General features: G+C 64.2%; 12 protein-coding genes. 11 read left to right on the top strand and 1 reads right to left on the bottom strand.

Annotation, left to right across the window (positions count from 1 at the left end):
• The 3 genes from ACFFP0_RS10125 (at nucleotide 1) to ACFFP0_RS10115 (ending at nucleotide 3,357) form a co-directional block, all read left to right on the top strand.
• Nucleotides 1-825, top strand: a complete 825-nt coding sequence (locus ACFFP0_RS10125) for an alpha/beta fold hydrolase (RefSeq protein ID WP_377259909.1) — start codon at nucleotides 1-3, stop codon at nucleotides 823-825.
• A gap of 27 nt (nucleotides 826-852) precedes the next feature.
• Nucleotides 853-1,884 carry a 2,5-dihydroxypyridine 5,6-dioxygenase NicX family protein gene (locus ACFFP0_RS10120; RefSeq protein ID WP_377259906.1) on the top strand — a complete coding sequence of 344 codons (1,032 nt, stop codon included), beginning with the start codon at nucleotides 853-855 and terminating at the stop codon, nucleotides 1,882-1,884.
• A gap of 138 nt (nucleotides 1,885-2,022) precedes the next feature.
• Complete coding sequence (locus tag ACFFP0_RS10115; RefSeq protein WP_377259903.1) at nucleotides 2,023-3,357, top strand: LLM class flavin-dependent oxidoreductase; 1,335 nt, start codon at nucleotides 2,023-2,025, stop codon at nucleotides 3,355-3,357.
• 16 nt (nucleotides 3,358-3,373) lie between these two features.
• Here the strand turns inward: ACFFP0_RS10115 and ACFFP0_RS10110 are convergent, their stop codons facing one another.
• Nucleotides 3,374-4,822, bottom strand: coding sequence for an MFS transporter (locus ACFFP0_RS10110; protein WP_377259900.1), 1,449 nt, complete (start codon nucleotides 4,820-4,822; stop codon nucleotides 3,374-3,376).
• A gap of 405 nt (nucleotides 4,823-5,227) precedes the next feature.
• Between ACFFP0_RS10110 and ACFFP0_RS10105 the strand changes: the two genes are divergently transcribed.
• The 8 genes from ACFFP0_RS10105 to ACFFP0_RS10070 all read left to right on the top strand — a co-directional run bounded on the left by ACFFP0_RS10105 (nucleotide 5,228) and on the right by ACFFP0_RS10070 (nucleotide 14,396).
• Entirely contained in the window at nucleotides 5,228-6,868 is a 1,641-nt protein-coding gene (locus ACFFP0_RS10105) for an ABC transporter substrate-binding protein (protein ID WP_377259897.1), read from the top strand.
• A gap of 456 nt (nucleotides 6,869-7,324) precedes the next feature.
• Nucleotides 7,325-8,080 carry an IclR family transcriptional regulator gene (locus tag ACFFP0_RS10100; protein WP_377259894.1) on the top strand — a complete coding sequence of 252 codons (756 nt, stop codon included), beginning with the start codon at nucleotides 7,325-7,327 and terminating at the stop codon, nucleotides 8,078-8,080.
• Nucleotides 8,081-8,085: 5 nt separating this feature from the next.
• A complete protein-coding gene (locus tag ACFFP0_RS10095; protein ID WP_377259891.1) occupies nucleotides 8,086-9,795 on the top strand; it encodes a hypothetical protein in 1,710 nt (569 codons plus the stop codon).
• Nucleotides 9,792-10,514 carry a hypothetical protein gene (locus tag ACFFP0_RS10090; protein WP_377259888.1) on the top strand — a complete coding sequence of 241 codons (723 nt, stop codon included), beginning with the start codon at nucleotides 9,792-9,794 and terminating at the stop codon, nucleotides 10,512-10,514. The genes ACFFP0_RS10095 and ACFFP0_RS10090 overlap by 4 nt, the downstream gene beginning before the upstream one ends.
• Nucleotides 10,511-11,482, top strand: a complete 972-nt coding sequence (locus tag ACFFP0_RS10085; RefSeq protein WP_377259885.1) for a dipeptidase — start codon at nucleotides 10,511-10,513, stop codon at nucleotides 11,480-11,482. Before ACFFP0_RS10090 ends, ACFFP0_RS10085 begins: the two co-directional genes overlap by 4 nt.
• A gap of 15 nt (nucleotides 11,483-11,497) precedes the next feature.
• Nucleotides 11,498-12,538, top strand: coding sequence for an ABC transporter substrate-binding protein (locus tag ACFFP0_RS10080; protein WP_377259882.1), 1,041 nt, complete (start codon nucleotides 11,498-11,500; stop codon nucleotides 12,536-12,538).
• A 198-nt stretch (nucleotides 12,539-12,736) separates the two neighbouring features.
• Nucleotides 12,737-13,585 carry an ABC transporter permease gene (locus tag ACFFP0_RS10075; protein ID WP_377259879.1) on the top strand — a complete coding sequence of 283 codons (849 nt, stop codon included), beginning with the start codon at nucleotides 12,737-12,739 and terminating at the stop codon, nucleotides 13,583-13,585.
• A 4-nt stretch (nucleotides 13,586-13,589) separates the two neighbouring features.
• A complete protein-coding gene (locus ACFFP0_RS10070) occupies nucleotides 13,590-14,396 on the top strand; it encodes an ABC transporter permease (RefSeq protein ID WP_377259876.1) in 807 nt (268 codons plus the stop codon).
• The last annotated feature ends 3 nt before the right edge of the window (nucleotides 14,397-14,399 follow it).

The following is a 14,399-nucleotide window of genomic DNA, read 5'->3' as shown; positions in this document are numbered from 1 at the left end:
ATGGCGATCGAGATTTCCGGACGGTCACGCTTCGTCCGCGCCAACGGGTTGCGTCATCATTTGCTCGACTACGGGCGGGGGGACAAGGGCACGATCGTCTTGCTTCCCGGCATCACGAGCCCGGCCGCCACCGCGGATTTCATCGCCGTGCCCCTTTCCGAAATGGGCTTCCGCGTCGTCGTGCCGGACCTGCGCGGCCGCGGGCAGACCGATATCGCCCCTCCCGGCAGCTACCGGATCGAGGATTATGCGGCCGATGTGGCGGGCCTGATCGACGTGCTCGACATCACCGACGAGATCGTCATCGGCCATTCGCTCGGCGCGCGCATCGCCGCCGCCTATGCGGTGCTGCATTCCCCGGAGAAGCCGCCGGGACTGGTCCTCATCGATCCGCCGACCTCGGGGCCGGATCGCGGCCCCTATCCGACGACGCGCGAATCCTTCCTCGCCCAGATGAACGAGGCGAAGCGCGGCAGTTCCGTGGAGGAGATCCGCCGATTCTATCCGAAATGGCCGGAGCGGGAGCTGAGGCTGCGGCTGGAAGTCCTGCCGGGCTGCGACGAGACGGCCGTTCTCGAAACGCATGCGGGCTTCGAGAACGAGGACTTCTTCCCGTTCTGGACGAAGCTGAAGCGGCCCGCGGTCCTGCTCCGGGGCGCCGACAGTCCCGTCGTGCCGCCGGCGGCGGCCGCGGATCTCGCGGCGGCCAATCCGACGATCCCGATCATCGCCATTCCTAACGCCGGGCACATGATCCCCTGGGACAATTTCCGCGGTTTCTTCGAAGCCGTCACGCCGGTGCTCACCGGCGGGCGCAAGCATTAGCCAACGTCAACAAAGGGAACGAAAATCATGGATCTCAGTACCTTAACGGCAATATGCAAAATCCAGCTCGAATTGAGCGGCGTGCACGAGGGCGAAAAGGTCATCGTCCTTTCCCAGGGCAACGAGCGCCTCGACTATGCCGACGCGTTCCTCGCCGCCGGCCAGATGCTCGGAGCCCGCATGTTCCACATGCGCCTGCCGCCGCCGATGCCTGCCAGCGGTGCGTGGGCCGTCGGCGAGACCGGCCTTGCCGCCAATCCCGACGCCGTGGAGGCGCTCAAGCAGGCCGACATGGTGGTGGACCTGATCTTCCTGCTGTTCAGCGAAGAGCAGATGGCGATCCAGGCCGCCGGCACGCGCATCGTCACCGCCGTCGAGCCCGCCGACCTTCTCGCGCGCCTCATTCCCACGAAGGAGCTTCGCGAGCGTGTCGAGGTGGGGGCGGAGCTGCTTTCGAAGGCGAAGGTGATGCGCATCACCAGCGAGCACGGGACCGACGTGACCTACAAGATCGGCATGTATCCGACGATGAGCGAGTACGGCTATACCGACGAGCCCGGCCGCTGGGACCATTGGCCGGCAGGTTTCGTTTTCACCGGCGGCGCCGATGACGGCGTCGACGGCCAGATCGTCGTGGCTCCGGGCGACGTTCTCCTGCCCTTCAACAGCTATGTGCGCGACCCGATCACCTACACGATCGAAAAGGGCATCATCCGCGACATCCGCGGCGGGCTCGATGCGGAGCTCGTGAAATCCTACATGGCCGGTTTCAACGATCCGCGCGGTTTCGGCATGTCGCATGTCGGCTGGGGGCTGGACGAGCGGGCCAAGTGGCACGGCCTTACGCAGTTTCCGGGCGGCATGGGGATGGAGCTGCGCTCCTTCTACGGCAACGTGATGTTCTCGACCGGCCCGAACAACGAGCTTGGCGGCCCGAACGACACGGCGTGCCACCTGGACATACCCATGCGCGATTGCAGCCTCTTCCTCGACGACGAACCGGTCGTGCTCAAGGGGAAGGTCGTCGTCCGCGAGATGCAGCCGGCCAAGGCGGCATAACGAGGCGTCCGAAACCGGCCGACAGGAAAGACGGGCGCGGCCGCAAGCGGGGTTCGTCCGTCTTTCGCCTTCATGGATATCAGGAAACGGGAAGCCGGACCGTCTCGTCCGGCCATCCCCGGCTTATGGGGAACGACAATGAGAAAACCTGGAGCTAAGATCAAGTTCGGCGTCTACGGGACGGCGACGGGTGCCAATTCTTCCGGCTGGCGGCATCCCGATGCGGCGGCCGACATGGGCATGAACATCGAAGCCGCCGCGGCCATGGCGCAGCTTGCCGAAGATGCCCTGATGGATTTCGTTTTCCTGGCCGACAGCATGGCGATGCGGGGACATGACTGGGAGATCCTCTCGCGCGGATCGACACGCTACGTCGCGCAGTTCGAACCGCTGACGCTGCTTTCGGCGCTCGCCATGGTGACGACGCATATCGGCCTCGTGGCCACGCTCAACACCAGCTACGAGGAACCCTATCTGCTGGCCCGCAGGTTCGCCTCCCTCGATCTCCTGAGCGGCGGGCGCGCGGGCTGGAATCTCGTCACCTCCTCCAACATCGAGGAAGCCGGCAATTTCAGCCGCGAGGAGCATCCGGACCATGCCGAACGCTACGACCGGGCGATCGAATTCGCCAGGATCGTGCGCGGCCTCTGGTTCAGCTGGGACGACAACGCCTTTCCGGTCGACAAGCAAAGCGGCATCTTCTTCGACGCCCGGAAACTGCATCTCCTGAACCACAAGGGCAAGCACTTCTCCGTGCGGGGCCCTCTCAATGTCCCTCCCTCGCCGCAGCGCCATCCCGTCATGGTGCAGGCCGGGGCGTCGGAGCCGGGCAAGGAACTCGCCGCGGAATTTGCCGAAACGATCTTCGGCGGGCATGCCACGATGGCGGACGCGCAGAAATTCTACGCCGATGTGAAGGGGCGTATGGCCAAATACGGACGTTCGCCGGATGAGCTGGTGATCATGCCGGGCGTATCGATCTATGTGGCGGACAGCAAGGACGAGGCGCAGAGAAAGCGCGACGAACTGCTGGAACTGGTCGATCCGGTCGTCGGGCGGGACTTCCTCAAGCACATCCTGGGCGACGTGATCGACCTTTCCCGGTTCGGCGAGAACGATCACCTGCCGAGGGAGCTGCCGCCGAGCAACGCCAACAAGAGCTATCAGGAAAAGCTGCTCAAGCTCGCCCATGAGGAGAACCTGACCCTTCGCCAGCTTTACATGCGGCAGGCGTCGAAAGGGGCTTATCCGATCATCGGCACGCCCTCCGAGGTGGCCGACGAACTGCAGCAGTGGTTCGAGGAGGAAGCCGCGGACGGCTTCATTTTCCTGATGGACTATTTCCCGACCAGCCTTGAGGATTTCAAGCGCCTCGTCGTGCCGGAACTGCAGCGTCGCGGTCTCTACCGCACCGCATACGAGGGGACGACCCTGCGCGGGAATCTCGGCCTGCCGCTGCCCCGCCGGCCATAGGTCGTCCGCATGCCGCTCATCCCCGCTGCCCCGTCTGCAGCCGGCGGCGGGGGATGGCGGCGGCGACGGCCGTCGCGAACAGCGCAAAGGCGGCGACCGCCGCGAACACGGTCTGGAATGCCTGTTCGACAACCGCGCGATCGACGGTCGCCAGATCTCTCCCCGCCAATGCCTCGGCAAGCATGACGCCTGCCGCGGCCGTGCCGGCGGATGCGCCGAAGGAGCGGGCGACCATGGTGGTTGCCGTGCCGATGCCCAGCCGCGCCGGCCCCACCTCCGCCTGAACGGTCAGTTGCACCACCGCCATGGTTGTTCCCATGAAAACGTAGATGGCCGTGAAAGCCGCCGAGATTTCCCAGTTGGAAAGGTGCTCGCCCTTCAGGCAGAGGAAGCAAAGCAGCATGGCTATTGCGGCAAGGCCGGTGATCGGAAATATCGTCGTGCGGCCGGTGGCCGAGATCAGCCGGCCGGTGATCAGCGCTCCCGCGCCCGTGCCGAAGGTGACCGGCAGCATGTAGAGGCCGAGGTCCTGCACATCGACCCCTCTCGCAAGGGCGAAGAAGGCGGGCGCGAACGTGAGGAGGGAAACGTAGAGGGCGCCGTGCGCCATGGCCAGGATATTGGAAAGCAGCACGGCCGGCATGCGGAACAGGAGGGGAGGAAAGAGCGGATCGCCCGCGCGGGGCTGCTGCATGAGCAGGATTGCCAGGACGAGGATGCCGAAGGCCGTCAGGAGAAGGTTCGGCGTCGCGGTGATTGCGCCGGATTTCGTCCGTTCGATCAGCGTGATCAGCGCCGCCGTGAACGCGGTGAACAGCAGGAGCCCGACGAAGTCGAAAGCCATCGCATCGCGCGGCTTGAGACGCGGCGGGAGCCTGAAGATCAGGAAGATGGCGAGCAGTCCGACCGGGATGTTGAGAACGAAGATCCAGCGCCAGCCGGCCAGCGCGGTGATCGTGCCGCCCAGCGGCGGGCCAAGCGCGGAGGAGACCATGGCGATCGTGGCGAGGTAGCCCTGATACCGGGCGCGCCGCTCCAGCGTCGACCATTGGGCGACCAGGGCATAGGAAAGGCTGATGATCCCGCCGCCGCCGAGGCCCTGGACGACCCGCGCGGCGACGAGCATCGAAAATGTCGGCGCGAGGGCGCAGAGGAAACTTCCCGCGATGGTCATCAGCAGGCTGAGGCCGAGCATGTTGCGCCGGCCGAATGCGTCGCCCAGCCTGCCGTAGACCGGCGCGGAGATCGCGGTGGCGGCAAGATAGGCGACGACGACGAGGGGCATCCGATCGAGGCCGCCGAGATCATGCACCATGGATGGGAGCGCGGTCGCGACGATCGTCTGGTCGATCATGCCGATGAACAGTGGTGGAAACACCGCCGTCATCAGCTTTCGGGAGTTCGGCGGGAGCGGCGCCGCCTTCTCGGGGGAGCCGGGAGTCCGGCGGGTTTCAGGCTTCTGCATGAAGGGATATCGACGAATGACCGGAACGAGGGGTGAGATTTCGTATAATGTATTTGCGATGCGCAATGCGCAAGCCCGATGCCGGCTTCAATCCGATGGAACGGGAATATATGACGCCGGATAAGACCGGGAAAACAGGCGTTAAGGCCGTTTCGGAAGCCGGAGCGCCGGAATGGCGGTTCTGCCGAGAAGATTCGTTGACAAGGCCTCTCGGACTTGATTAATCTCAATACAAATATGGTATACGATATGCGACATGAGGGGGCGGAGGGGAGAAGCCGCTTCCATTTCATGCGCGCGATACGAGATGTTCCGGAAGCCCGGCGGCAGGACCTCGACAGTCTCCGCCGTTTTCGCCGGAACCTCAAGGCTTGATGTTGGAACCAACCATAAGAGGGAACGAACATGACGATATTCGAGCAGATGACAGGGGGTGGCGTATCGCGCCGCGGGATGCTGAAGGGGGGCGCCGCCGCGGTGGCGGCGCTTTCCATGCCGGGCTTCGTGCGCGCCGCCGGCGACGCGCCGCTTTACGGGGGCGTGTTCATCGTCGGCGCGGCGGAGGAGCCCCGGCATCTCAATCTCAACACGTCCACGGATATCGCGATCAAGCTGATCGCCAACCCGATCTTCAGCAAGCTGGTCGGGCTGAAAAGCGACCTGACGACGAAGCCGGACCTCGCAAAGTCCTGGGCGGTCTCCGACGACAAGCTGGTCTATACCTTCAATCTGAACGAGGGCGTCAAATGGCATGACGGCAAGCCGTTCAGCTCGGCCGACGTGAAGTTCAGCTTCGAGAAGATCCTGTTTCCGCTCCACAATGTCGGCAAGACGCTGCAGCCTTTCGTCAAGTCGGTCGAGGCGCCGGACGCGAACACGATCGTCTTCACCCTCAACAGCCCGAACGACTATTTCGTCACCTTCGTCGCGGGGCAGGGCTTCATCCAGCCCGCCCATCTCTATGAGGGCACCGATTTCAGCCAGAATCCCGCCAACCTGAAGCCGGTGGGCACCGGTCCGTTCAGGTTTTCGAGCTGGAGCCGCGGGCAGGAGCTGGCGCTCGTCCGCAACGAGAATTACTTCCTCAAGGACCAGCCCTATGTGGATCGGATCGTTACCCGCTTCATTCCCGAACCGTCCGCGCGCATCAACGCCCTGGTCAACGGCGAGGTCGATTATGTGACCTATGCGGACCTGCCGCCGTCGATGGTCGCCGAGTTGCGCAAGAACAGGGACCTCGTGGTCACCAGCGCCGGACACGAGGCGTGGGGGTCGATCGTCGAGCTGATGATGAACCTCGACAAAGAGCCTTTCTCCAAGCTCGAGGTCCGGCGGGCGATCGCGCACGCGATCAATCGCGATTTCATCATCGAAAAGGCCGTCTACGGACTGGCGAAACCCGCGACCGGCCCGGTTTCGAGCCAGCTCGGCTGGGCCTATGCGCCGGACACGATGCAGTATCCTTTCGATGTGGCGAAGGCGAACGCATTGCTCGACCAGGCCGGTTATCCGCGCGACGCCGGCGGGGTCCGCTTCTCGACTTCGGTCGTGACCAACCGTTCGACGGAGGCCTTCGTCAAGGCCGCCCAGATCATCGCCGAACAGCTCAAGGCCGTCGGCATCGCGGTCACCGTCAGTGCGCTCGATACGGCGACGATCAACGACACCGTCTTCACCAAGCGTGATTTCGGCATGTACATCAACAGCCTCACGACGGGGCCCGATCCGGCCATGGGCGTGCAGCGTCAATACGTATCGAGCAATATCCGCCCTGTGCCTAATACCAATGCCATCGGATACAGGAATCCGGCGGTGGACAAGCTTCTTGCGGATGCGGCGCAGAGCCCCTCGCGGGACGAACGGGCGAAGCTCTACAAGGAGGCCTCCCGCGCCCTGTGCGAGGACGTCGCCATGGTCTGGCTCTACGAAAACCCGACATTCAGCGCGTTCAACGCCCGGTTCGGCAATCTTCACAGCTGGGCGGCCGAATCGATCTATGCCTATGGCGACGTCTACTGGAAGGAAGGCAGCGCCAGGCGCAGCTAAGTTGCCCCGGAACTAGCTCGATCTTCAGCCGGGGGCGGATCAGGCGGTCCGCGCCCGGCGCCTGTGCATTCCTCTCTGCCTGTACGTCTTTAGAGCGCCGCGCGTTCTTCGGGACGCACGGCGCTCTAACTTATTGAATCTACGCATCGTGCTGTCGCCGCCGGAGCGGTTTGGCTTGCGCGTTCTTCCGGATGCGGGCGAGGCGTCTCGTCGTGCGGCAGGCGCGGCGCGGCGGAGATTTGTTTTTCCCGGATTTCCTTCCGAAGCCGTCTCCCGGCGGACGGCGATGACATCGCGCCAAACCCCGGCGCGCCCGCGCCGCCCGTGCGGCTGACGAAAATCAAGAAAAACTTCCCAGATATTTGAACGACTTAGGGGATCGAGAGGCCAAAATCCCGCCTCGTCGCTGTCAGGTGCAGTTGACAGCGATCAATTCCGGCGACCATTATATTTTCTATGGATACGACATATTCAAATAGAATACAAGAGGAGGGCGGCGTCAGGCCCCTGTCCACGGTTCTCAAGACGATGGCCGTGCTGGACGTGCTTGCCGCGAGCCCGCGCGGAATGAAGCTTCCGGAGGTTGCCGCGGCCATGGAACTGTCGCGGCCGACGGCCTACCAGCGCCTGCTGACGCTCATCGAGGCCGGCTGGGTCGAGCAGGACCAGGAGATGCGCTACCGGCTCTCCATGCATGCCTGCCGGATCGCCGCTTCGGCCCTGGAACAGGCCAATCTCGGCACCCGCGTCCAGCCGGTGCTGGAGATGCTGGTTCACCGGGTGAAGGAAACCGCCTCGCTGGCGGTGCTCGACCGGGGCCTGCCCTGCATCGTCTCGCGCGTCGAATCCGAAAGCGTCCTGCGGGCCGAGCAGAAGATCGGCACCACCATGTCGCTCGAGGGCTCCGCATCCGGGCGCATCCTCACCGCCTTCGCCGATGAACTGACGCGCAGCCGGCTGCGCGAAAGCGGCGAGCCGTTTGCATCCGACGAGATCCTCAGCGAGGCGCGCGAGAACGGCTACGCCCTGTCGAGCGGCTACACCCAGAGCGGCGTGACGGCGATCGCCGCGCCGATCTTCGATCTTCAGGGCAGGTGCACGTCGACCATTTCGCTGGTCATGCCCGAGACCCGCTTCGATCTCGAAACCTTCCGCGCACCGCTCCTCGAAGCGGCGCGCACCATCACGAAAATGCAGCAGGGGGAGCGCTGACGGCGATGACCGTGACTTCCAGACAGGCGGCGATGCCGCTTCCAAGGCCAGGCGAAGAGGTGATGAAGCCTTTGCGGCTGGCGGCGATGCAACCGAGCAGGCTGAGCGGCACGCGGGCCTTCATGAACAGGATGATCCGCGAGCGTTGGGATATCTCCAACCTGCGCTTCGACGTGGACGGCGATGCCGGGGGCACGGTCGTCTATTCCATCAAGGCGCCGGGCCAGGAATTCTCCTTCATCGGCTTCTCCCGCCCGCCGAGCCGCGTTGCCCGCACCGGCCGCATCATCGGCCAGGCCTGGGACATGATGGGCACGTTGATCGAGGGCGCGGCGACCGAGGCGGATGTCGAGACCGCGCGCGTGGAAATCCCGAAGCTCTATACGGGCCGGGCGACGCCGAACACGCTGATCTGGTGCCGTTCCAACCGGTCGATGCGCGTCTTCGACCAGACGCTTGAGGCGCTCGCCGAAGGCCGGCAGCCCGCCGTGGCCGATCTTGCCAAGGTGTGCTACCTGATGCGCAACACCGGCCTCGACGGCAACGGAACGTTCGGGACGCGCTCCTTCCCCTCGCTCGGGGCCGGACATGCGCTTGGAGGCGTTCTGGAAGCCCAGCTTCTCACCGCCTACCTGATGCGGGAATTCTCCTGCGATCTCGTCGAGCATCTGGCGGCGATCAGGTCGGAAAAGGCGGTGCGGCTTGATCCGCAGCTTCGCCGCTATATCGGCGTCGGCAACGGCTCGGCGCTGGGGCTGATCTTCTTCGTGCACAAGCACCCGCGGCTCATCGACGCGTTCCTCCGGGCGCGGGAAACCGCCGTCGCCATGGCGCGGGGGCTGAAGCTCGATCCGTCCGATCCGCGCATCGCCAGGCTGATCGAACTGCTCGGACAGGCGATCGTCTTCCGCAGGCAGGACCGGATGGTCTACGAGACCTTCGCGTCCAGCGCCGAGATCGCCGCCGATCTGGAAAACATGGTGGAAGCGCTCGAAGAGTTCCGCGGCAGCGGAACGGTGCTCGGGCGAAAGGCGGACTATCCGCTCGATATTCTGGCCTGCGAATTCGAGGCCGAATGTGTGCCGGAAGCCTACGAGACCTTCCTGTCGCTGCTCATCGAGCTCGTGCCGCAGGAGGCCGACCGCCTGCTGGAGGCGATCCAGGCGCCCGACGAGCTGAACGTCTCTCCGGCGGAAACCGCAGAAAGCCTCGCGGACCTCATCCGCCAGGAATACCGGTGGGCGCTCGGCACCGACATGAGCGGCCGGGAGGCCTACAAATATGTCTGGTACAAGTCGGAGACCGCCGAGGAGCCGCGCCGTGGCGCGCGCGAGGAAGTTCCCGATGCGCTCGATCTCGGGCTCGACGTCTGCGGCGGCATCCAGTCGCTGCATGCCGATCTCGGCAAGGTCGACGGCAAGCTCAGCATCGCCCGCTTCCTGATGCGGCATCCGCAACACCGCCACATGGTCGCCCGCATCCAGAGCCTGCGCGGCCTCGGCTACCATACGCCGCATGCCAATATCAACGCGGAGGAATTCGTGCCGATCGATCTCGTCCGGCTGATGAATGTCGGCTTCCACGGCATCGACAAGACGCGCGACTTCCTGAGCCGCAACCTGCGCGGCGTGCTCTATCACGGTGCGCCGACGCCCGACGATCTGCGCTCCGGCTACACCGGCACCTGGTATTATCCGGCGGAACCTGTTCTATGACCTTCTCACAGTCCGATATCTCCATGCGCGTGATGCCCCGCGAAATGCGGCTGATGTCCGAGCGCATATTCTCGCTCAGCAGCCTGCCCAAGGGTTTCTTCCTCGTGGTCGGCGATTTCCCGATGTATTCGCAGAAGCTCGGCCTCGGCGGTTTCCGCCTGTTCGAAGAGCGGTCCGAAAGCTTCAGGTCCGCCGATCCGGCCCGCATCTCCATCTCGGCCGAAGAGGGCAACCGCATCACGCTCGATGCGGCGGGCGAACATGCCTGGTTCGTGCTGCCGGCGGCGCTCGATCTCCTCGGCGAGCTTACGGCCCCCTTCGGTTCCGCCGAGTTGACAGCTGTCAACACGGCCGATGCCGAAGAACTGGCGATCGCCGCAAGCTTCGGCGGCCGGACCGGCCTTTCGGTCACGGTTTCCGGCAATGTGCTGAAGGCCGTTCCGGCGCCCGTCTCCGGCGATGTCCGCAAGGACGATCCGCTGCTCCGGGCGCTGCTCGAAAACGGCGTTCAGGTCGAGGTGGAGCTCTGGTGGCGCATCTACCATCTGGCCAAGCAGGCGCTTGCGACCGACAGCGTCGTTTCCCGCCGGCATGCCGGACCGATGATCATCAACGAGGACGGCACGATCATCGGCCGCAAGGACAATGACGACGAAACGGATGTGACCTTCCTTTCGTCCAGACTTTCGGAACGCGAGAAGGAAGGCGCGAGATCATGATCATCGACGGTTTGCAATGCGGGCATTTCGATCGCGCCGCTTTTGAAGCGCTCCGGGCGGGAACGGTCGGCGGTGTTGTCAACACCTGCGGCTTCTGGGAAGGTGCGATCGAATCCATGGATTCGATCGGCCGCTGGCGCGATCTGGTTCGCGAGAACTCCGATATCGCCGAAATCGCGCTGACGGCGGACGACATCAGCCGGATTTCCGCACAGGGCCGGCTCGCCGTCATCATGGGCTTCCAGAACGCCAACCTCTTCCAGGGACGCATCCGTTTCGTGGAGATGTTCGCGGAACTCGGCGTGCGCGTCGTCCAGCTCACCTACAACAACCAGAACGAGCTCGGAGGCTCCTGCTACGAGATCGAGGATTCCGGCCTTACCCGCTTCGGCAGGGAAGTGGTGCGCGAGATGAATGCCGCCGGCATCCTCGTCGATTGCAGCCATGTCGGCGACCGCACGACGCTGGACGCGATCAAGGTGTCCGAAAAGCCGATCGCCGTCACCCATGCCAATGCGCAGTCGCTGTTCTTCCACAAGCGCAACAAGTCGGACGACGTGATCCGGGCGCTCAGGGACACCGGCGGAGTGATCGGCTGCGCGGCCTATCGCAACATCACCGGCGACGAGTTCTGCGCTTCGATCGAGGCCTGGTGCACGATGGTCGCCCGCACGGTCGATATCGCCGGCATCGATTCCGTCGCGATCGGGACTGACAAAAGTCACAATTTCACCGCTCCCGATTATGCCTGGATGCGCCAGGGCCGCTGGACGCGCGGCGAGGACTATGGCGCGAGTGCCGCCGGCCGGCCGCTGAAGGCGCCACCGCCCGCATGGTTCCAGAAGGTCGAGGACATGAAGGTGATACCGGACGGCCTCCGCACGGTGGGGTTCTCGCAGGAGGAGGTCGCGAAGATAACCCACGGGAACTGGCTCCGGCTCTACGAAGCCACCTTCAGAAAACCATAAAGAGGAGAACTGACCATGCCCGGAATGAAGACTTTTCTCATGCCCGACCGCCGCAGCTTCCTGAAGGCTGCGGGTGCTGCGGTCACGGCCTCGCTCGCAGCGCCCTATGTCGTTCGCGCCGAGGACAAGATCCTCTACGTGAACACCTGGGGCGGCCCCTGGGAGGCGGCGGCCAAGGCAAATCTCATCGATCCCTTTACCGCCGAGACCGGCATCCAGGTGAAGACGGTTTCCCCGGTTTCCTTCGCCAAGCTCGCCCAGCAGGTGCAGACCGGCGTCTATGAATTCGACGTCACCACGCTTGGCGGCGGCGAGCTGGTGCGCGCCAACCAGGCGGGCATCATCGAGGAGCTGAAGGCGCCCTACGAAGGCGGGCTTTTCCAGAACGGCGTCGCCTCGCACGCCTTCGCGACCGTCATGGCCTGGCGCACCGACAAGTACAAGGAAACGCCGAAGACCTGGGCCGATTTCTGGAACGTCGAGAAATTCCCGGGCGGGCGCTCGCTGCAGCGCTATGCGGCGCGCGTCGTGCCGATCGCGCTTCTGGCCGATGGCGTCGCCGTGAAGGACCTCTATCCGCTCGATATCGACCGCGCCTTCAAGTCCCTCGACAGGATCAAGGATCACGTCCGCGTCTGGTGGACGGCGGGCGCCCAGTCGACCCAGATCCTGCGCGACGGCGAAATCGACATGATCGGCATCTGGCACGGCCGTTACTTCGAGGCCGAGAAGGCGGGGGCTCCGGTCGCCATGACCTGGAACCAGGGCGAGATCGAGCGGGCCTACTGGGTCGTCGCCAAGAAGACGCCCAATCTCGAAAACGCCAGGAAGTTCGTCGAATTCGCCACCAGCGCCAAGCCGCTGGCCGGCTTCGCCAAGGCGGCCGACTACGGCGCGCTCAACCCGGCTTCCAACCAGTTCGTCGATGCGGCGGCGGCGAAGCGCATGCCGACCTCGCCCGAGAACTATCCGCTCACCTTCGAGCAGGACATGGCGAATTTCGGGGCCGATCCGGCCGAAGTCGCCGAGCGTTTCGAGGAGTGGGTCGCAAGCTGATCCACTGCTCCGGAACGGCTGTTCCGCAGACCGGCGCCGCGCCGCATGGCGTGGTGCCGCATGGCGCGTGATCCCCCGCCGGCATCGGTTCGGAGGAGGGATTTTTCGCGGAATTCACAAATGTTGCGGCGTCCTCTTCGCGTCATGGCCGACGCGCGGCGCCGGAGACCTTGCCAGCCACAATAAAAGGGAACGGCAATGGGCATAAGCCTTTCGAGACTGACGGAAAAGACGAACCTATGGCCCTGGCTGCTGCTGGCGCCGCTCGGCATCTACATGCTCATCTTCTTCGTCGTGCCGCTCGCCGATGTGGCGATCATGAGCTTCACGGAACCGAGGGTTTCGTTGGCGAACTATCAGAAGGTGCTGACGGGCGCGCTCTATCAGCGCGTCTTCGTCAATACGTTCCTGACGGCCGCCTTCGTGACGCTGTGCTGTCTCGCGGTCGGTTATCCGCTTGCCTATGTCATGGCGCATTCCAGGCCGCGCACGGCGATGCTCATCCTGCTGCTCGTCACCATGAGCTTCTGGACCAGTTTCCTGGTGCGCACCTATTCCTGGATGGTGCTGCTCGGCAATAACGGCCCGCTCGTCGCGCTCCTGCAGATGATCGGTGTCGAGAAGCCGCCGCAGCTTCTCTTCACCCGGTTTTCCTCGACGCTCGCCATGGTGCACATCCTCGCGCCCTACATGATCATGAACGTCTATTCGGTCATGAAGAAGATCGATCCGGCCCTGATCCGCTCGGCCGAAAGCCTCGGCGCCAAGGGTTTCTCGCTGTTCCGGCATGTCTATCTGCCGCTCACGGCTCCCGGCATCGCCAATGGCTCGGTGCTCGTCTTCGTCATCTGCCTCGGGTTCTATGTCACGCCGGTGCTGCTCGGCAGCCCGCGCGAGCAGATGATCGCCGGCCTGATCGGCCACCAGATCGAGGAATTCCTGGCCTTCGGCCTCGGTTCCGCCATGGCGATGGTGCTGCTCGTCCTGACGCTCATCATCCTGACCATCTATCACCGCCGCTTCGGCCTCGACAAGCTCTGGGGGTGAGGTGATGAATACGTTCATGCGCTGGGCAGGCTTCGTCGTCGTGCTCTTCATCGCCGCGCCGCTGGTCATCGTCGTGCCGATGTCCTTCTCGAACGCGAGTTCGCTGCAGTTTCCGCCGCCGGGATACTGGCTCGGCTATTATCGGGCCTATTTCACGGACATGAACTGGCTCGTTCCCACCTGGAACAGCATCCTGATCGCCACGGCGACGACGGTCCTCACCATGGTGCTGGTCGTTCCGGCGACCTTCGCCCTGGTGCGCCACAGGTTTCGTGGAAAAGGCATCGCCGACCTGATGATGCTGATGCCCATGGCGGTGCCGCATATCGTCATGGCGATCGGCTACTACTCCTATTTCGGTCAGCTGAAGCTGGTGCACACCCATCTCGGTGTCATCCTGGCGCATACCTGCCTCTCGGTCCCGATCGCCTTCCTGGTCCTTTCCGCCAATCTCAAGGGTTTCGACCGCAATCTGGAGCGGGCGGCCCAGAGCCTCGGCGCGAGCCCTACGAGGACCTTCCTCCACGTCACCCTGCCCATCCTGCGGCCCGGTCTCGTGATCAGCGCGCTGTTCGCCTTCATCCAGTCCTTCGACGAGACGGTGGTGGCGATCTTCATCTCCGGCCGCGATGCCGAAACGCTGCCGCGCAAGATGTTCGACAGCATCCGCCAGGAGGCCGATCCCGTCATCGCGGTCATCTCGACGCTGCTTTTCTTCGTCGTGCTGATCGGCATCGCGGCCCCTTATTGCATCAGCGCGCTTCGCAGCCGCGCTCCCAGGCCGAGCCGTCCTCCGGCCGGCGCACACTGATCC

It is taken from the genome of Neorhizobium puerariae (genome assembly GCF_042429745.1).
Taxonomy (GTDB): Bacteria; Pseudomonadota; Alphaproteobacteria; order Rhizobiales; family Rhizobiaceae; genus Neorhizobium; species Neorhizobium puerariae.
This window is presented reverse-complemented; position numbering and strand designations above follow the sequence as displayed.